This window comes from Streptosporangium sp. NPDC006930, from assembly GCF_040635605.1.
In the GTDB taxonomy this organism is placed as follows: domain Bacteria; phylum Actinomycetota; class Actinomycetes; order Streptosporangiales; family Streptosporangiaceae; genus Streptosporangium.
This window is the reverse complement of sequence record NZ_JBEYID010000006.1, coordinates 292,093-310,560: the sequence shown is the minus strand read 5'-3', so window position 1 is coordinate 310,560 and position 18,468 is coordinate 292,093. Positions and strand designations below refer to the sequence as shown.

Genomic DNA, 18,468 nt, shown 5'->3' with positions numbered 1-18,468 from the left:
AGGCAGAGTTTGTAGCACTTTCGACTGAGATTAATGAGTATGGGTAGATGGAGCCCATGCCGCAGGAGACCGACGCGGCCAGGGCTCAAAAAACCGTGGCCGGAAGGACCGGGCGGTTCGTCGTCGGAGGTGTCACGCTCGTCGTCGTGGCGCTGCTCGCGTACTGGCTGGGAAGCAGCGGCGGGAACGGCGAGGAGGCCGCGTCCGGGCCGAGCGCGACACCGACGCCCAGCGCGACGCTCACGGTGAACGACGTCTTCAAGAGGGTCGGGCCGTCGGTGGTGGTCATCCAGGCCGAGAAGTCGCTCGGAACCGGAGTGATCGCCGCCGAGGACGGGACGATCCTGACGGCGCACCACGTCGTCAAAGGCACCTCCGACAAAGGCGGTTCCGGCAAAGACGCCGGGAAGGTCACCGTGACGTTCGCCGACGGCACCAGGACGAAGGCCGTCGTCGCGTCGTCGAACCCCAAGCTCGACGTCGCGACCCTAAAACCCGAGAAGCTGCCCGAGATCGTCGTCCCGGCGACGCTCGGCGGCACCGCGGCCGTGGGCGCGCCCGTCGTCGCGATCGGCAATCCGCTGGGCCTCACCTACAGCGTCTCCACCGGCGTCGTGTCCGGCCTGAACCGGACCGCCAATGACGGCGGCCCGAACGGGCTCATCCAGTTCGACGCCTCCGTGAACCCCGGCAGTTCCGGCGGCCCCCTCCTGGACGCCCGCGGCCTGGTCATCGGGGTCGTCGTCTCGATCGCCGACCCGGGAAACGACGAGGCGTTCGCCGGCATCGCGTTCGCGGTGCCGATCGGTGCGGCCCTGGGCGGCGGCGAAGGCGACGGGCCGCCGGGTGACGGACCCCAGATCTGACCGCGGCGTCACGAGAAGGGACGCCATTTGACTTCCTCCCCACACCTCAAGGCGGGGGTCTCCACGCCGGAAGGAACACGATGACCTCGACCAGGTTCTCCCAGTCGGCCCATCCGCTCGAACAGGTGCTGTTCGAGGTCAAACGCACGATCGTCGGGCAGGATGTCCTGCTGGAACGCATGGCCGTCGCGTTGATCGCCGGTGGCCACCTGCTCGTCGAGGGCGTACCCGGCCTGGCCAAGACGCTCGCGGTGAGGTCGATGGCCGCCGCGATCGCCGGCAGTTTCCAGCGCGTCCAGTTCACCCCCGACCTGGTACCGGCCGACCTCGTGGGCACGCGGGTCTACCACCAGCACTCCGGGGAGTTCAAAACCGAGCTCGGCCCGGTGTTCGCGAACCTGCTGCTCGCCGACGAGATCAACCGCGCCCCCGCCAAGGTGCAGAGCGCCCTGCTGGAGGTGATGCAGGAGCACCAGGTGACGATCGGCCGCGAGACGTTCCGGGTGCCCGAGCCGTTCCTGGTCATGGCGACGGAGAACCCGATCGAGTCGGAGGGCACCTACCCGCTGCCCGAGGCGCAGGTCGACCGTTTCATGATGAAGGTGGTCGTCGACTATCCGACACAGGTCGAGGAGCGGGCGATCGTCGAACGGGCGCTGCGCCCGCCCGAGCCGCCGCAGCCGACGGTGACGGCCGAGGACCTGATCGCGATGCGGGCCCGCGCCCAGCAGGTGTACGTCGACCTGGCGATCGTCGACTACGCGGTACGGCTCGTCTCCGTGACCCGTTCCCCCGCGATGGCCGGGCTCGGCGAGCTGGAACGGTACGTCACCCACGGCGCGAGCCCGCGGGCGTCCATCGCGCTCGTCACGGGCGCCCGGGCTCTGGCGTTCCTGCGTGGCCGCGACTACGTGCTGCCGCACGACCTGTCCGAGATCGCGCTCGACGTGCTGCGCCACCGCCTCGTACTGTCCTACGAGGCCCTCGCCGACGACGTCGACACCGACGCGATCATCACCGCGGTGCTCGGGGCCGTTCGTACGCCCGACGTCGTCCTGCAGAACCGCTGAACCGCCATGGCCACCGCCCCCGAAAAACTCCTGCTCCGCCTGGAGTGGAAGGTCGTCCGCAGGCTCGACGGCCGGCTCCAGGGCGCCCACCGCACCGCGCACCGCGGCTCGGGAATCGACTTCACCGGGCTACGCGCCTACAGCGAAGGCGACGACGCCCGGCACATCGACTGGAACGTGACCGCACGGCTGGACGATCCGCACCTGCGAGTGTTCACCGAGGACCGTGAGCTGACGGTGTGGCTCGTCCTCGACCGGTCGGCGTCGATGACGGCCGGCCGGCCGGGACGCGGCAAGCACGACGTACTCGCCGAACTCGCGCTCGTCCTCGCCCGGCTGTTCGGCCGGGGCGGCAACCGCGTCGGCGCCCTGCTCTTCGACACCGGGATGCCGCGCGTCGTGCCACCCGGCACCTCCCGGCGGCACGCGCTGCGGATCGGCGCCGAACTGGAACGCACCTCCGGGGCGCGCGACGGCGCAGAACCGAAACGCACCTTCAGGACGCGCGTCGGCGGTGAACCGGAACGTACTCCCGAGACCGGCGTCGGCGGTGAACCGGAACATACTGCCAAGACCGGCGTCGGCGCCACGCTGAAACGCGCCTTCAAGGTACGCGCCGACGCCGAGCCGAAACGCGCTTCCAAGACGCACTCCGGCACCACCACCGACCTGGCGGAGATGCTCGACGCGGCCGGGCGGCTCGCGCGCCGCCGCGCACTCATCGTCGTACTGTCCGACTTCATCGGCGACGGCGACTGGGAACGCTCGCTCCAGCGCCTGGCCCGGCGGCACGAGGTGGTCGCCCTGCGGATCGTGGACGCGGCCGACGACGTACTGCCCGAGGCCGGGCTGATCGTGGTCGAGGACGCCGAGACCGGTGAGCAACTCGTCGTCGACTCCGCCGACCCGCTGCTACGGGTCCGCCTCCGCGCCGCCGTCGACGCCCGCGACGCCCGGCTCAAGGCGGGCATGCGCCGGGCGGGGGTGCCCGTCCACCGCATCGACACCGACCGCGACCTGGGCGAGGCACTCGTCGAAGTCGTCGCCCGGACCAGGGACCGGTCGCCATGACCGAGCATGTCGGAACCATCGATCGGTCCCGGAACCGAACCACTACGACCGAGCATGCCGAACTCATCACCCGAACCCGGAACCAAGCCACCACGACCGAACACCTCGGCACCGTCGATCGAACCCGGAACCACGAGGTCGTCAACGGATACCCGAGGCCGGCGAAGGAGGCCTCGTGACGCTGTCCTTCCCGCTGCTGCTCGCCGTCGGACTGCTCCTCACGGCGGCGCTCGCCTGGGCGGCCGTCGTCTCGGCACGCCGCAGAACGACCGCCCTCACCGCCGCCGGAGTCGCGGTGCCCGGCGGCCGCCAGGCGTACCTCGGTGTCGGCCTGGTGATCGCCGGCGTCGGGATACTCGCGGTCGCCGCGGCCGGACCTGCGGCGATGGTGCCGGTCCCGCGGACCGCGGGCACCGTCATCCTCGCCATCGACGTCTCCAACAGCATGGGGGCCGACGACGTCGCGCCCACCCGGCTCGCGGCCGCGCAGCGGGCGGCCCGCGCGTTCGTGGCGGCGCAGCCCGACAGCGTCGACATCGGAGTCGTCGCGTTCGAACGCGGTGCGCTCACCACCGCGCGGCCCGACGCCGACCACTCCGTCGCGCTCAAGGCCATCGACCGGCTGAAGATCGTCGGTGGCACTTCGCTGGGGGCGGCCATCACGGCCTCCCTGTCGGCGATCACCGGCAAGCAGGTGGCCGTCGGCCGCGACGGCCCCGCGCCCGACATCGGCTACTGGCCGTCCGCGACGGTCGTGATGTTCTCCGACGGCCAGAACGGGGGCGGGGACGTCGAACAGGCCGCCGCGGTGGCCCAGCGGGCGGGCGTCCACATCCACACCGTCGGGGTCGGCACCACGGCCGGGGCGACGGTGAAGGTCGACGGCTACCGTCTGCAGACCTCGCTTGAGGAGGACACCCTCACCTTGATCGCGCAGACCACCGGTGGCGCCTACCACCCGGCCTCCGACACCGCGCGACTCGACGGGATCGCCGACACGATCGACCTGCGGGTCACCGTCTCCGACGAGCCTCTGCCGCTCGCCGGCGGGCTGATCGGACTCGCCCTCGCCCTGCTCACCGCGGGCGCGGCGCTCACCGTACTCCGAACCGGGCGGGTGATCTGAGTGCCGTTCCCATGGCCGCGGACGCGGCGCTCACCGTACTCCGGATCCGACGGGGTGATCTGATGTCGTTCTCGTGGCCATGGGCGCTGCTCTCCCTCCTCGTCATCCCGCTGATCTTCGCCGTCCGCGAGTGGGCGCGCCGCCGCCGTCGGCGGGCCGCCGTGCGCGTCACCTCCATCGCGCTCGTACGCGGCGCCCTGCCCGGTCGTACGCTCTGGACGCGGAAGATCCCTACGGCGCTGTTCGCAGTCGGGCTCGCGCTGCTCGCGGTCGGGGCCGCGCGACCGCAGGCGTCGGTCCCGGTGCCGCAGACCTCGGCGACGATCCTGCTCGCGCTCGACACCTCCGGCTCGATGTGCTCGACGGACGTCGATCCCAACCGCATCACCGCCGCGAGGAAGGCCGCCGCCGAGTTCATCGAGTCACAGCGGGGCGGGCCGCGCATCGGCCTGGTCACCTTCGCGGGCACCGCGGGCCTGCTCGTCCCGCCCACCGACGACACCGACTCGCTGATCGAGGCGCTGGACGGCCTCACCGTGTCCCGTGGCACCGCGATCGGGCAGGCCGTGCTCACCTCGATCGACGCGATCGCGGAGGTCGACCCGTCGGTCGCCCCCACCGGGGCGGACCCCGGCGACAGCGGGTCGGGCTACGCCGGTGCCGCGATCGTCGTACTCACCGACGGCGCCAACATCCAGGGCGTCGACCCGCAGGTCGCCGCCCAGGAGGCGGCCCTGCGCCGCGTCCGCGTCTTCACCATCGGTTTCGGCACCACGGACCCGGCCCCGATGGTCTGCGAGAACTCACAGTTCGACGGCCGCGGCTTCGGCGGCTGGGGCGGTGGCGGGGGAGGCGGCCGTGGCGGATTCGACAGGGGCCGCAACCCCCGCACCATCGACGAGCCCGCGCTCAAACAGATGGCCCAGACCACCGGCGGCTCCTACCACCGCGCCGAGAACGCCGACCAGCTCCAAAACGCCCTCGACGCCCTACCCGGCACCTTCACCGTCATCCGCCAACAGGTCGACACCGCCGCCGCCTTCGCCACCGGCGGTGGCCTCCTCGTCGCCGCGGCCCTCGCCCTCTCCCTCTGGTGGAACCGCCCCCGGCCTCCGGCCCGCTGACCGTACCTGCGTCCGCGCGAAACCTCAGCGACGACCGTCGAGCGGGGCGTACAGCGAGAGGTGCGGGGACAGGGCGCGGAGGAAGTCCGGGGCATCGAAGACCGCGCCCGCGGAGGCGACGCCGGCACTCCCAGCGCTCCCGGCGCCGCCGGTGCTCCCTCTGCCCTTGGCACCGCCGGAACTCTCGGCGCCGCCGATGACTCCGGTACCTCCGCTGGTCCCGGCGCTGCCGACACCCCTGGTCCGGCCGCTGAGGATGCGGTCGACGGCCTCCACCGCGAGCGGCGCACTGATGGCGTAGATGTCCTGACCGGCGGCGGTCACCCGGCGTTCCGTGCCGCCGGAGCGGACGAGGACGTCGACGACGAAGGTCTGCGCGGAACGGCCACGCTCGTCGACGGCGGTCGGAGCCGGGGCGTCGGGAGCGGACAGGTCCGAGGCCGCCTTGGCGGTCATGTAGGTGCGCACCTCCGGGACGGCCAGGTGGCTGGGAACGGTGACGACGTCGGCCATGGTGAACTCTCCGATCACGCTCTGGGGGCCGAGCGGAGCAGGGAAGGGCCACTCCAGGATCGGCAGGGCGTCGTCGTGATACTCCAGCCGTCCACCGGTGAAGCGAACACGGCGACCACCTCGCCGCTGCCCCGAGACCACGCCCGAGGCGAGCGTTCCGCCGGTGGGGTGCCAGCTGCTCAGGCCGTAGGCGATGTGCGCCTCGTCCGCCGCCGTCCAGTCGCCCATCGCGGCGGTGACCAGGAGGTCGCCGAGCCCGCCGAAGAAGGCCATCGCCGGGACCACCAGGGTGCCCGCGGCGCGGGCGCGCTCCGCGAAGCGCGCGAACGTGTCGACGTTCGCCTCGATCTCGGCGGCCACGTCGACATACGGAATGCCGGCGCGCAATGCCGCCTCGATGAGCGGGGCGGCGGTCGCGGCGAAGGGCCCGGCGCAGTTGATCACGGCGACCGCGCCTTTCAGCGCGCGGTCGAGCGAGGCCGGATCCTCGACCGACGTCTGCCGCTTCTCAAGTCCGGGGTGGGCCTCCACCAGCGCCGCCAGCTTGTCCTGATCACGGCCGAGGAGCAGCGGGACGTATCCGCGCTCCCGCAACTCCGCGACCACGAACCGCCCGGTGTGCCCGTAGGCGCCGAACACCGCCACGTTCCGACCCGATCCCATGCTTGCTCCCCGCGTACTCGAAGTGATCCACCGCCGAAATCCTGTCCCCGTTGCCCCATCGGGGCCAGTGTCTGGAATGACATGACTCGTACAATTCCCGACATGAGCCCTGTCCCGCGTTCCGTCGCGGTCGCCGCCACAGACGGGATGCTGCACTTCGAGCTGGCCCTCGCCTACGAGGTCTTCGGCTCCGCCCCGGCCGCACTGCCCGGCCCCTGGTACGACGTCAGGGTGTGCGGCACGCACGCCGTCCGGGTCGGCCGGTTCCTGCTGGAGCCGGACTGCGGGCTCGACCGGCTGGCGCACGCCGAAACCGTGATCGTCCCCGCCCTGGTGGACGTCGACGAGGACCCGCCGGCCGACCTGGTCGAGGCGGTGCGCGCGGCTCACGCGTCGGGCGCGCGGGTGGTCTCCCTGTGCACGGGCGCGTTCGTGCTCGCCGCCGCCGGCCTGCTGGACGGGCTGCGCGCGACCACGCACTGGGCTCACACCGAGGAACTGGCCGCACGCTACCCCCGGGTGGAGGTCGACCCGGACGTGCTCTACGTCGACAACGGCAGCGTGTTCACATCCGCGGGCAAGGCCGCGGCGATGGACCTGTGCCTGCACCTGGTGCGCCGCGACCACGGCTCCGCGATCGCCAACGTGGTCGCCCGCCGCCTGGTCGTACCGCCCCACCGGGCCGGCGGCCAGGCCCAGTTCGTCACCACACCGGTGCCCGCCCAGGACGGCCACCCCCTGGCCGAGCTGCTCACCTGGGCGATGCGACGACTGGACCAGCCTCTCACCGTTGAGGACCTGGCCCGCCAGGCGAACATGAGCTCGCGCCACCTGACCCGCCACTTCCGCTCGGTGGCCGGCACCACCCCGCTGCAGTGGCTGTTGACTCAGCGGATCCGCCGCGCGCAGGAACTGCTGGAGAGCACGGACGACAGCGTCGAGGCCATCGCCTCGGCCGCGGGCATGGGCACGGCGACGACCCTGCGCCGCCACTTCCACCGCACGATCGGCGTACCGCCGGACACCTACCGCCGCACATTCCGACCGTGAGACCACTCACCGACCTCGAAACCGTCCCGGCCGCGTATTCACGACAGCGGGCGAAGGCCCGTCCCGGGGAGCCGTAGCCCTCCCAGGTGTCCGGACCTCCGCCCGAGGCGCTTCACCCGATCGCCCTCATGCGCCGAACCGGCTGGTCGGCGTCAGCTGCGCAGGGTCCATCGCTGGTTGGCCTGGCCGTTGCAGGACCAGAGGATGATCTTCGTGCCGTTCGCTGTGGCTGCGGCGTTCGCGTCGAGACACAGGCCGGACTGCACGCCGGTGACGGTGCCGTTGGCGTTGACGTTCCACTGCTGGTTGGCCTGACCGTTGCAGTCCCAGATGGCCACCTGGGTACCGTTCGCGGTGCCCTGCCCGTAGGCGTCCAGGCACTTGTTGCCATACACCTGCAACTGCTTGCCCGCGGTGTAGGTGAACCGCTGGTTGGTGCCGCCCCCGCAGTCCCAGATCTGCGCCTGGGTGCCGTTGACGGTGCTGGAGTTCGGCACGTCGATGCAACGGTTGGACTGACCGCCGACGATCTGGACGTTCTGCTGCGGGTTACCGCCGCCCGCAGGCGCGTAACCGGCGGCGGTGATGTTGGCCTGTACGGCGTTCTCGGTGGCGGCCGTCGGATAACCGGAGGTCAACACGCCCTCGAAGAAGGTGCCGCGGGCGGAGACGCTGTTGTCGCCGCCGATACCGAGCAGGATGGCGCCCTCCTTCTTCATCGGGTGGTAGCCGCTGGGACGCGGTCCGTCGAAGTAGGTCGTCAGACCGCCCGACTGCGCGTTCCCACCCCGGATCGCCCAGTGGTTCGGCTCGCCCTTGACGATGGCCGTGACGAAGCGGTGGTTGATCGACGGGAGGTTGTTGTAGCCCGCGTTCACCCCGGAGAAGAGTCCCCACTCCATGTCGGCCATGATCCAGGGACCGGCTCCGGCCCCGTACCCCCACTGTTTGTTGGCGCCGAAGTAGACGGTCTCCATGATGCCGCGGGCGTCGGCCTGGCCGTCCGTCTGCGCGTTGCCGTAGTCGAAGCAGCACCACTGGTTGTAGTGCGTGCCGTCGACGACGGCGTAGATGCCCTCGGGCTGGTCACCGGTCGCGACCCCGTTGGTGTTGTTGTTGCGGTAGCCGGTGCCGGGCTCCACGCGGACACCGTATGCCTTGTTCCCGTTGATGGTGATCGGCGCCGCGGTCGCGTTCGCGAGGTTGTCCCATCCGCCGGGGCCGGGGCCGGGCCAGAAGCCGGGCGGCGCCTGGGTGAGCCGGTTATTGCGGCCGGACTGGTCGTAGATGATGGTGATGAGGCAGGTCGTGCCGGAGCAGAACGAGTCCTGCGCGGCCGCGTTGGCGTATCCGCCCGCGCTCAGCACGCCGATGTCGCGGGTGGCGTTGTCCGAGGCGCGCCTGACCTGGTACAACGGGCCGTTGTACTCGCCGTACAGCGCACGGGTCGTGCTGTGCGCCGCCACACACGGCGTGCCGCCCGCGGCGTAGATGTCGCATGACTGTGCCGCCGCGGCCTCGGCCGTACCGGCGCCGACTGGCCACGTCATGGCGATCAGCACGCTCGCACCGATCACGAGCGACCTTCTCAGGGTCCCGAAAAACATCATGCCTTCTTCTCTCGATGAAGAAATCGCGATCGGACGGCGCCGGGACGACAGGCCAGGTCGCGATGTTAGCGCTAACATAAATGGCCCGTCTGACAGCGATTCGCGGCTGAAGATACTGTGGAGTACATTCGACGGAGATCCTCGCGTCAATAGGGTGGGCCGAATTTCTCGGACATCCGAGCGCACTCGGCGCATTACCTGGACTCTTGCCGCGGCAAACTCTCACCATCACGATGAGACATCGTGAAACTTTCATCCGTCGCGCCCGCCAGGCGGTGAGCCATCGCCCGCGAGGTCCCCAGCGGCCCGCTCACCAGCGGCGCGATGTCAGACTCCCGACTCCGGCGTCAACTCCGCATGCACTCGCGGTGCACCGCGGACGCCGCAGGACCCGACAAGGATCTCACGAACGACTTCAACAGGTTCGGCATCGGCGTTTTTCCGTACGGACGCGACCCGCCGAGCCGATCGTGACATCCGGAACGAGGTAACCCCAACACTCGTCAGGTGCATTATCCACGGCAAATTAACGGACCGACGAGTACGCTGTTTTCGGAGGAACGTTATCATGCGCAAAACAACTGGAGGCGCCCGTGGCGATGCCCGGAAAGGGCTCACGGCTCATCAGCGTCGACGGCACCGCCTTCCGCTGGCGCGTCCGGCACAAGCCCACCTACCACCAGGGCAACGGTTGGAGTCCCCTCACCGTCACCGTTGAGCGGGCCGAGGAGCCGGGGTGTGTTCTCGCGGTGTCGCTTCCTTGCGCCCGGCCGGACAACTGGCTCGGAGAACGGACGATCGCGGTCCGCCCCGCCCTCGTCACCGGATGCATCCGGCGGGCCGTCGAACAGGGATGGAACCCTGGCCAACGAGGCTCGGCATTCACCCTCAGCGTCACCGAGAACGAGCTGGCCGTGCTCCTGGGCGAACCGCCCCGGTACCTGATCCCCTTCCTCGTGACCGCGCTCCGGGGTCAGTAGCCGCGGCTCTCGGCCTTCCGGCGAATCACGGTCACAGCGTGGCGTCCTCCCAGTGCGGAGTATGCGATTCGATGTCCTCCGGCATGCGAATCCGCCCGTCCACGAGAACGAGTGGCGCGATCTCGATGCTCTCGTGGAAGCGCAGGTAGCCGACGAAGGATTCGACACCGTCGGCAGGTGCGCCGACCGAGCACCGGCCGAGCCAGTCCAGCAGTGTCCTGAGCCGGTAGAAGTCGTCGGGATGGAGTTCTTGGCGTACCGTCAGCGCCCAGCCGTCCGATCGCTCTCGCGCGACCAACTCGGCGACGAGCGCACCCCCTACCCGCCAGGCAGCGCCTCGCTGCGCGAACACGGGCTCCACATCCGCGTCTTCCCACTCGCAATCGGGGTCGTCGGGATCACCGAGTGGACAGGTTTCCACATATCGGTCAGAGCCGATCGGCAGCCGCTCAGGTCGTGGCCCCTGCCCCATGTGCCACCGCAGTTCGGCGAGCTCGTCGTCGGTCACGTCAGCACGAATGTTCACCGACAGCACGAGTTCGTAGATGTCCCCCATCGGCACACCGTACCGTCGCGACGCCCTGAGAGATCGTTCCGGGAGGAGTTAACACGGGACGAGACCATCGTCCGTTATCTGTGGCGTTCGCCTTGTCAGCGCCGGGAGAATCGGTAGTCTGCGGCAATGCCATTCGATCATCGATCAAGGCGACGGGAACACCGGTGTTCGCCGCGACCATGCACCTCCCGGAACAGAACGGGGCGAACGCCTGCGCGGGCGCGGGCTCCGCGGGCATCGCGAAATCCGGCATCCATATCGGCGCGGACGCCACGAACCTGATGAACGCGTCGACCATCCGCGTGATCGGGATCGACGCCAATCGCACGGGCATCGCCCCGACGACGCTCGGCGGCTTCGGCATGACCGGTTACGGCACGAAGGCGACCTCCGGCTCCAGAAAGATCGACTACCTGTTCGTCAAGGGTGCCGTGCAACCGTCGAGCATCGGCCACACGGTGGGCGGCACGAAGTCGAACCATCTCGCGTTGTATGGATTCATCACGTTCTGAAGGCGTACCTGAGCGAACGGTCTCCTCTACCGACCGGTCAGTCATCGTGGTGCGGCGGGGCGGTGCTCTCCCGGATCGTCAGCGTGGTTGCCAGTTCGAGGCCGACCTGCTGCGTTTCCTCGCCGCGGCCAAGAGCGAGCGCCAACTCGGTGGCCGTAACGGCCATCTCGGTCAGTGGCTGGTGGACGGTGGTCAGCGGAGGGTCGACGAATGCGGCGACCGGCAGATCGTCGAAGCCGACCACGCTCAGGTCTCCGGGAATCCGCAATTCCAGCTCGCGAGCAGCCTGGTACACCCCGAGCGCCTGAAGGTCGTTGCAGGCGAAGACCGCCGTCGGCCGCTCCCTGCCTCCCAACAGTCTGATCGCCGCCTCACGGCCGTCCTCTCTCGTGAGTTCGGCACGTACGACGAGGCTGTCGTCCATCGACAGGCCCGCCGTCTCCAGGGCGGAGCGGTAGCCGTCGAGCCTGGCGCGGCAGCACAGGACACGGTCCGGGCCTGCGATCATCGCGATGCGCCGGTGGCCCAGTTCGATGAGATGCCGGGTGGCCGACCGTCCGCCGGCCCAGTTGGTCGCTCCGACGAAGGGGACACCGTCCGGTAGTTCGGTGGTGGGGTCGAAGACCACGAACGGAATGTCCTTGGCCCGCAATTGGTTCCGCTGTTCCTCCGACAGCTGGGCCACCGTCACGACGCATGCCGGGCGGCGGGCCAGGGTCTCGTCGATCGGATGTTCCGTGGAATCCTGGCGAGGGCCGAACTCCGTCAGCACGACACCTACTCGCTGCTCACGGGCCACCCGCTCGACTCCTCGGATGATCTCCAGGCCCCACATGTCCTCAAGCTCGCCGAAGACGAGCTCCATCATGTTCTTACGGTTACTCTTCCGATAGCCGTACTCGCTGATCAGCGCCTCTACTCGGGCACGGGTGTCAGCGGAGACACCGGCACGGCCATTGATGACCTTGGAGACCGTCGGAACGGACACTCCGGCGGTCTCCGCGATGTAGGAAATGGTCACGGGACGCGTGGGGTCGCCTGCGGGGTGCTCTCTGTCTGCGACCGGGCCGCCCGCCTCGGCGTACGACAACGTGGCCCCCTTCTTCGCTGTTTCGTTCTCGCCCGGTGAGCCGTCGCGGGCCTGGTCACGGCGCAAGGACAACCCGTCGGGTTTCGCTTGAACGGCGCCGTGCGTCCTCGTCGAGCGACTCGTGGTCGAACCAGTCGAACCGGACGGTGCCCGCCGCGGCGTAGAGACCTATCACGCGCCCGGTGAAGCCACCGGCGACCTCCGTCGACAGGTATCTGCCGTCGAGTTCGGCCAGCACGTCGAACCCGCCGTCTGTGTCTTCTATCCCGAAACGGAGCTTATCGGGTTCTTTCCGGGGATGCTGCTCCTCCTGCCGGGTGGCGATGATGTCGATTCGAAGCCGGACCGGCCCAGGGGACGTGTGACGGACGGCCGCGACGGTGCGAAGCGGGCCGATCCGCGCGATGACCCGCGTTTCTCCGTCCTCGGCTTCGATCTCGTAGTGATGGCGCTCGTCGAGGCGGACCGCGAGCCCGCCGCGTCCCTCGGCGGGGTCGATCAGAACGCGCGAGCGGCAGGACAGATGCTCCTGACGTCGGCCGACGAACGTGACGCCCGGACCGTCGAGCGAGACGTCGCGGGCATGCAGGGTGAGCCATCCAGGTCGTTCCGTCGTCGAGCAATCGCCGACCGGCCGCGAACGTACCGACATCCAACGAGGGTCCAGGACCTCCTCGTCGAAGTCGTCCCTCTGCGGCACGACGACGGGGTGCGGCGGCCAGGGCGGCGCCGCCATGAGGGGCGCGACCTCACCGACCACGGGCCATCCGTCGGCCCATGTCACCGGAACCAGGAAGGTCTCCCGGCCGAGCACGTGCCAACCCGGCGTCCCTCCGCGCGGGCGTACGCCCAGAAGCACCATCCACCACGACCCGTCAGGGGCCTGGACCAGGTCGGCGTGCCCGGTGTTCTGGATGGGAAGCGCAGTGCCCCGGTGGGTGAGGATGGGGTTGGCGGGGCACGGTTCGAAGGGCCCGTCGGGAGCGGGCCCACGCGCGATCGCCACGGCGTGGCCCCGCTCCGTCCCGCCTTCCGCGATCAGCAGGTACCAGTGCTCTCCGATGCGGTACAGGTGCGGAGCCTCGGGAGCCTGGGCACCGGGCGTGCCGGACCACAGCGGTCGCAGCGGGCCGAGATGGTGCCCGGTCTCCGGGTCGATGCGTACCTGCTGGATCCCGGCGAAAGTGCACCAGCACCGGCCCTCCTCATCCCAGGCGAGATCGGGATCGATACCGACCCCGGGCACGTGGACCGGATCCGACCACGGTCCCGCGGGGTCGATGCTGGAGAACAACATGGCACCGCCGTCAGGACCGACGTTGGTGGTGATCAACCAGAAGCGGCCATCGTGGTGCCGTAACGTCGGCGCGTAGATACCGCCCGACGACGGGGTGTCGGGCGGCAGGAACAACTGACTCGGCCGGTCCAGGGCGTTGCCGATCTGTACCCAGTGCACCAGATCCCGGCTGTGCAGGATCGGTACGCCGGGGAAGTACTCGAAGCTGGAACAGGCCAGGAAGTAGTCGTCGCCGACCCTGCAGATGCTCGGGTCCGGGTGCATGCCGGAGATCACCGGGTTGACGAACGTGCCGTCGGTCCAGAGGTCCACCGCAGGTTTCCGCATGTTCACTCGCCAGCTCCTTCATCGGATGATCACCAGTCTGAAACATTCAGCGCATCACAGCCAGAAAATTTTCTTCGTTCCTCGCCCCTCGTCGCTGCGGGCGACCACCACGGCGGAGCCTATGAGGCTCTTGGCCTGCTCTTTTGTCCTCCAGATCAGTGCAGGGCCGGCCGCGTCCAACCTGGGCCTTCTCATCGAGCATGTCGCCCGGGGATAGACAGCACCACTCCACCTCCTTATTTAATGTTTTCGCTCAAACCGCCAGAAAGTTTCTCTCCAATCGGATGGAGCTCGCATGGTGGCCACCTTGAACTCCGGCGCTTCCGCCGACACCACCGCGCCGCCCACCGAGGCGATCAAGACGGCTGTCGTCGTCCTCAGCGTCGCGCCGCCCACCCGTTCGTCCAACGCCACTTCATCGAAGGAGTGCCGATCGGCGCCGTCAAAGGTTGACGCGCCCGAAGGAGGACAACCGTGAAACCGCACAGGTTACGAAGAGCCCGCTCACGGATCGGCGCGGCCCTCGCCACCGTGATCGCGTTGCTCACAGTGAGCACGATGACGGCTTTCAACGCCCAGGCCGCTGCCGGATGCCGCGTGGAGTACACGGTCTCGTCCCAATGGCAGGGCGGGTTCACCGCCAACGTGAACGTCACCAACCTCGGCGACCCGGTCAACACCTGGCGGCTCGCCTGGACGTTCCCATCGGGACAGCAGATCACCCAGGCATGGAACGCGACGACCACCTCGTCCGGGGCGCAGACAACCGCCGCGAACATGAGCTACAACGGGACCGTGGCGACCAACGCCTCGGTCTCCTTCGGCTTCAACGGTTCATGGTCGGGCAGCAACACCGCGCCCGCCACGTTCACCCTCAACGGCGTCACATGCTCGGGAAACGTCGGACCGTCTCCCAGTCCGTCCACGTCCCCGTCCACGTCGCCTTCGCCTTCGCCGTCGCCTTCGCCTTCGCCGTCGCCTTCGCCTTCGCCTTCGCCGAGCCCTTCCCCCTCGCCGACCCCGCAGCCGGGGAACGCGATGGCGACCGTGGCCGCGATGCAACCCGGCTGGAACCTGGGCAACACTCTCGACGCGATTCCCGACGAGACCGCCTGGGGCAATCCGCTGACGACCCAGACCCTGCTCCGGCACGTACGGTCCCAGGGGTACAAGAGCATCCGGTTGCCGATCACCTGGAGCAACCACCACGGCCCCGCACCGGACTACACCATCGACACCGCCTGGCTGAACCGCGTCCGCCAGATCGTCGACTGGTCCCTGGCCGAGGACCTCTACGTGATGATCAACCTCCACCACGACTCATGGCAGTGGATCAACGGCTACCCGGCCGACTCCACAACCGTGATGAATCGCTACAAGGCCCTGTGGCGGCAGATCTCCGGCACCTTCCGCAACCACTCGCCGAAGCTGGTGTTCGAGAGCATCAACGAGCCGCAGTTCGCGGGCACGTCCGGAGACGACCAGAGCGACCAGGTGACGAACACTTTCAACACGGAGTTCGTCCACCTCGTGCGGCAGTCGGGCGGAGGCAACGCCACCCGGCTTCTCGTGCTGCCCACCCTGCACACCAGCGGCGAGCAGGCTCGGCTGGACGCGTTGAACGCCACCATCACCGCGCTGCGTGATCCCAACCTGGCCGCGACGGTCCACTTCTACGGCTGGTGGCCGTTCAGCGTCAACATCGCGGGTGGCACCCGATATGACAGCAATGTCGAACAGGACCTCGTCGGTTCCTTCGACCGGGTACGGACCACATTCGTCTCCCGCGGAATCCCCGTGATCATCGGAGAGTGGGCACTCCTCAGCTGGGATCACACCCGGCCCGGCATCATCGAGCGGGGCGAGTTCCTGAAGTACCTGGAGGCGGTCGGATATCACGCCCGGATCCGGAACCTCACCACCATGGTCTGGGACGCGGGCCAGTTCCTGAACCGCGACGAACTGAAGTGGCGCGACCAAGGCGTCTACGACATGTTCAAGGCGAGCTGGACCACACGCTCGGGGACGGCCTCCTCCGATCAGGTGTACCTGCCACGGACCGGCACGATCACCAGCCGGACACTCACGCTCAACCCCAACGGCACCACGTTCCAGGGCCTGCGGCAGGGCGGCACCAACCTCGCCCAGGGCACCGACTACACCGTTTCCGGCAACACGCTCACCCTCACCGCCTCGGCCCTCACCCGGCTGGCCGGAAACCGCGCCTACGGCGTGAACTCCACCATCGAGGCCCGGTTCTCCCAGGGAGTGCCGTGGTCGATCAGCATCATCAGCTCCGACACACCGACCCAGTCCGCCGCCAGCGGCACGACCGGCTCGTTCACCATTCCCACCCAGTTCCGCGGAGACCAGCTCGCCACGATGGAGGCCAAGTACGCCGACGGCAGCCCCGCCGGCCCGGCCAACTGGACCACCTACAAGGAGTTCTGGCAGAGCTTCCAGCCCGACTACAACGCGAACAGCATCATCTTGAAGCCCGAGTTCTTCGCCGAGGTCAACGACGGCCGCATCACCCTGACCTTCCACTTCTGGAGTGGAAAGCAGCTCACGTACTACATCACCAAGTCCGGAAGCACCGTAACCGGCGCCACCACCTGACAGCGGTCCCTCAACAGCGGTAGAACAGGTACCGGTATCCATTTTCGACCTGAGATTGCTACAGGTACCGGTACCTGTAGCAATCTCAGAGCATCGAGACCTGATCTGTCATCGCGACCGACCTGCGGTGATCTCTCGAAGTGGCGGCCGCACCGGGACGTGACCGACCGCGATACCCCGGATTCAATAGTCGAGGCCTCCGGTGGACAACCTCTGACGGCCGGGCCGCGTCGAGGGGAATCGCGGTGGCGCGCCGGTGTGAGCCGTCGTCGCACTGTTCGTACTGGTGGTACCGGCGAGGGCGTTGGCCGATCACCGCCAAACGAGCGTGCCGGCGGCCCCGCGGAACGCGGGATCACCGGCAAGCGGCCGTGCCGGCGGCCCCACGGGAGGCGGGGCCGCCGGCACGGCATGTCATGCGAGGTGGTGGCGGGGATCGGTCAGCGACCCCAACCCGGCGTGGTGCCGCACTTGGCTTTCGCGTTGAGGCAGACCTTCACGAGCGCGCCGAGCGTCTCCGGCGTCCACGCGTTCATGAAGTCCCCGTGGATCGAGGACGGCAGGCCCGACGACAGCGCCAGGCCGTCACCGCCGAGAGAGTCGTAGCCGAGCATGAACGAGAGGTTGGGGACCGCGACCGGGTAGTCACCGGAGCACGTGCCGTTCTTGGCCGGCCCCATGTGCGACTTGTGGTCGGGCGAGTCGATGTGCTTGCCGTCCCAGCAATCCTGGAATGTCAGCTGGTAGATCAGGTTGCCGCCTGGGGCGCAGACGGGCCAGTTGCCGTCGGCGCTACGGCCGGTCTCCGCACTGCCGGCGCACCAGAACTGGCCGGAGGCACCCTTCGGCGTCGCCACCTGCCGCTTCGCGTCGCCCTGCACCACGCGCAGGCCAGGCGGGAACGGAACGACCTCCGACGGGTCCTTGAGCCGGGAGCCGTAGTACACGCGGAAGTTCTTCATCGGGACCGGCTTGCCGTTCTTCAGCAGGGTCGGTGCCCAGTAGGCGCTGTTGTCCCCAAGAGCGTCACAGGTCGTGGCGCTCTTGAGCAGGTCCTCCGTCGTGGTGTTCGCCGACACCTTCGGGCCGAAGAAGGTGTGCAGGTGGGAGGCGCCGACCAGGCCGGGCAGCACGATCGGGTCGTCCTTGGCCTCGTTGGCCACCGTGCAGTTGGTGTGGAACTCGGGGACCCTCACGATTCCCGCGGGGACCGCCTGGGGCGCGACCTTGTTGTAGATGTCCAGGGCCTTCTTCCACGCGGCCTGGTTCACCGGCACCCATCCGACGGCGGGCGCGGTGCTGGTCGGGGTGGCGCTGGACGTCGGCTTGGGCGTCGCGGTGATGGTCGGCTTCGGAGTCGAGGTCGGGTTCGTGGTGCCCGAGCCGGTGCCGAAGACCTGGAACTCCCACAGCGAGACGCCGTACTGGCTGGACCGCTTGGTCGCGTACAGCCGCACGAACCTGCCGGTGGCCGACAGGTTGATGGTCTGGACGCCGCCCTTGCCCGCCGTGGTGCTGTGCACCGTCTTCCAGGGGCCGTCACCGCCGGCGGCGGTCTGGATCTGGAACGCCGTCGCGTAGGCGTTCTCCCAGTTGATGACGATCTTCTTGATGGCGGTGGACCTGCCGAGGTCGACCGCGAGCCACTGTGGGTCGCTGAACTTGCTGCCCCAGCGGGTGCCGGCCTTGCCGTCGACGGCGGCCGCGGCCGACAGGTCACCGCGCTCCGCCGAGGAGGCGATGGCGGTACGGCCCTGCGAGAGGGGCACCTCGGCCGCGGCGGCCGGGGAGATGACGCTCACCATGGAGGCGCCCAGGAGGCTGACGAGAACACCGGCCAGCGACAGGCGGCGGACCTGGCGTACGACGGACGCGCGTCCGGCTCGGATGCCGCGCGAGGCGGTTGTGCTCATAGTGAATGAAGTCCTTGTCCTGTTGGGAAATCTCGGAGGGGACATCTGGCGGCGCTCGCATGTGCCGCCACAAAGGAGACC

Annotated in this window: 16 protein-coding genes; 10 read left to right on the top strand and 6 right to left on the bottom strand. The window is 68.9% G+C overall.

Annotated elements, in window-relative coordinates; genetic code table 11:
* The first annotated feature begins 47 nt into the window (after window positions 1-47).
* From ABZ664_RS13815 to ABZ664_RS13795, 5 genes are all read left to right on the top strand, one after another.
* Window positions 48-866: a trypsin-like peptidase domain-containing protein gene (locus ABZ664_RS13815; RefSeq protein WP_362508027.1), complete on the top strand. Its 819-nt coding sequence runs from the start codon at window positions 48-50 to the stop codon at window positions 864-866.
* 80 nt (window positions 867-946) lie between these two features.
* A complete protein-coding gene (locus tag ABZ664_RS13810; RefSeq protein ID WP_362508024.1) occupies window positions 947-1,936 on the top strand; it encodes a MoxR family ATPase in 990 nt (329 codons plus the stop codon).
* 6 nt (window positions 1,937-1,942) lie between these two features.
* Window positions 1,943-3,007, top strand: a complete 1,065-nt coding sequence (locus ABZ664_RS13805) for a DUF58 domain-containing protein (RefSeq protein ID WP_362508021.1) — start codon at window positions 1,943-1,945, stop codon at window positions 3,005-3,007.
* Between the two features lie 175 nt (window positions 3,008-3,182).
* Window positions 3,183-4,133, top strand: a complete 951-nt coding sequence (locus ABZ664_RS13800; RefSeq protein ID WP_362508018.1) for a VWA domain-containing protein — start codon at window positions 3,183-3,185, stop codon at window positions 4,131-4,133.
* A 62-nt stretch (window positions 4,134-4,195) separates the two neighbouring features.
* Window positions 4,196-5,257: a VWA domain-containing protein gene (locus ABZ664_RS13795; protein WP_362508015.1), complete on the top strand. Its 1,062-nt coding sequence runs from the start codon at window positions 4,196-4,198 to the stop codon at window positions 5,255-5,257.
* A gap of 24 nt (window positions 5,258-5,281) precedes the next feature.
* On the opposite strand, the gene ABZ664_RS13790 is transcribed toward ABZ664_RS13795, so the two are convergent.
* Window positions 5,282-6,433, bottom strand: a complete 1,152-nt coding sequence (locus tag ABZ664_RS13790) for a saccharopine dehydrogenase NADP-binding domain-containing protein (protein WP_362508012.1) — start codon at window positions 6,431-6,433, stop codon at window positions 5,282-5,284.
* A gap of 102 nt (window positions 6,434-6,535) precedes the next feature.
* Between ABZ664_RS13790 and ABZ664_RS13785 the strand changes: the two genes are divergently transcribed.
* The gene (locus ABZ664_RS13785) at window positions 6,536-7,483 is read left to right on the top strand and encodes a helix-turn-helix domain-containing protein (RefSeq protein WP_362508009.1); all 948 of its coding nucleotides are present in this window, start codon (window positions 6,536-6,538) and stop codon (window positions 7,481-7,483) included.
* 152 nt (window positions 7,484-7,635) lie between these two features.
* On the opposite strand, the gene ABZ664_RS13780 is transcribed toward ABZ664_RS13785, so the two are convergent.
* Entirely contained in the window at window positions 7,636-9,060 is a 1,425-nt protein-coding gene (locus tag ABZ664_RS13780) for an arabinofuranosidase catalytic domain-containing protein (protein ID WP_362508005.1), read from the bottom strand.
* 626 nt (window positions 9,061-9,686) lie between these two features.
* On the opposite strand from ABZ664_RS13780, the gene ABZ664_RS13775 reads away from it, so the two are divergent.
* Window positions 9,687-10,073, top strand: a complete 387-nt coding sequence (locus ABZ664_RS13775; RefSeq protein ID WP_362508002.1) for a hypothetical protein — start codon at window positions 9,687-9,689, stop codon at window positions 10,071-10,073.
* A 31-nt stretch (window positions 10,074-10,104) separates the two neighbouring features.
* Here ABZ664_RS13775 and ABZ664_RS13770 read toward each other — a convergent pair whose 3' ends face one another.
* Window positions 10,105-10,629 carry a hypothetical protein gene (locus tag ABZ664_RS13770; protein ID WP_362507999.1) on the bottom strand — a complete coding sequence of 175 codons (525 nt, stop codon included), beginning with the start codon at window positions 10,627-10,629 and terminating at the stop codon, window positions 10,105-10,107.
* A gap of 80 nt (window positions 10,630-10,709) precedes the next feature.
* Between ABZ664_RS13770 and ABZ664_RS13765 the strand changes: the two genes are divergently transcribed.
* Window positions 10,710-11,141 carry a hypothetical protein gene (locus ABZ664_RS13765; RefSeq protein ID WP_362507996.1) on the top strand — a complete coding sequence of 144 codons (432 nt, stop codon included), beginning with the start codon at window positions 10,710-10,712 and terminating at the stop codon, window positions 11,139-11,141.
* A gap of 37 nt (window positions 11,142-11,178) precedes the next feature.
* Here ABZ664_RS13765 and ABZ664_RS13760 read toward each other — a convergent pair whose 3' ends face one another.
* Together ABZ664_RS13760 and ABZ664_RS13755 are read right to left on the bottom strand one after the other, a co-directional pair.
* Complete coding sequence (locus ABZ664_RS13760; RefSeq protein ID WP_362507993.1) at window positions 11,179-12,303, bottom strand: LacI family DNA-binding transcriptional regulator; 1,125 nt, start codon at window positions 12,301-12,303, stop codon at window positions 11,179-11,181.
* Window positions 12,287-13,855 carry a glycoside hydrolase family 43 protein gene (locus ABZ664_RS13755; protein ID WP_362508267.1) on the bottom strand — a complete coding sequence of 523 codons (1,569 nt, stop codon included), beginning with the start codon at window positions 13,853-13,855 and terminating at the stop codon, window positions 12,287-12,289. Before ABZ664_RS13755 ends, ABZ664_RS13760 begins: the two co-directional genes overlap by 17 nt.
* A 295-nt stretch (window positions 13,856-14,150) precedes the next feature.
* On the opposite strand from ABZ664_RS13755, the gene ABZ664_RS13750 reads away from it, so the two are divergent.
* On the top strand, window positions 14,151-14,333 hold the full coding sequence (locus ABZ664_RS13750) for a hypothetical protein (protein WP_362507990.1): 183 nt from the start codon (window positions 14,151-14,153) through the stop codon (window positions 14,331-14,333).
* Window positions 14,330-16,474, top strand: a complete 2,145-nt coding sequence (locus ABZ664_RS13745; protein WP_362507987.1) for a cellulase family glycosylhydrolase — start codon at window positions 14,330-14,332, stop codon at window positions 16,472-16,474. Before ABZ664_RS13750 ends, ABZ664_RS13745 begins: the two co-directional genes overlap by 4 nt.
* Before the next feature lie 440 nt (window positions 16,475-16,914).
* On the opposite strand, the gene ABZ664_RS13740 is transcribed toward ABZ664_RS13745, so the two are convergent.
* Window positions 16,915-18,387, bottom strand: coding sequence for a DUF1996 domain-containing protein (locus tag ABZ664_RS13740; RefSeq protein WP_362507984.1), 1,473 nt, complete (start codon window positions 18,385-18,387; stop codon window positions 16,915-16,917).
* Between the last annotated feature and the right edge of the window lie 81 nt (window positions 18,388-18,468).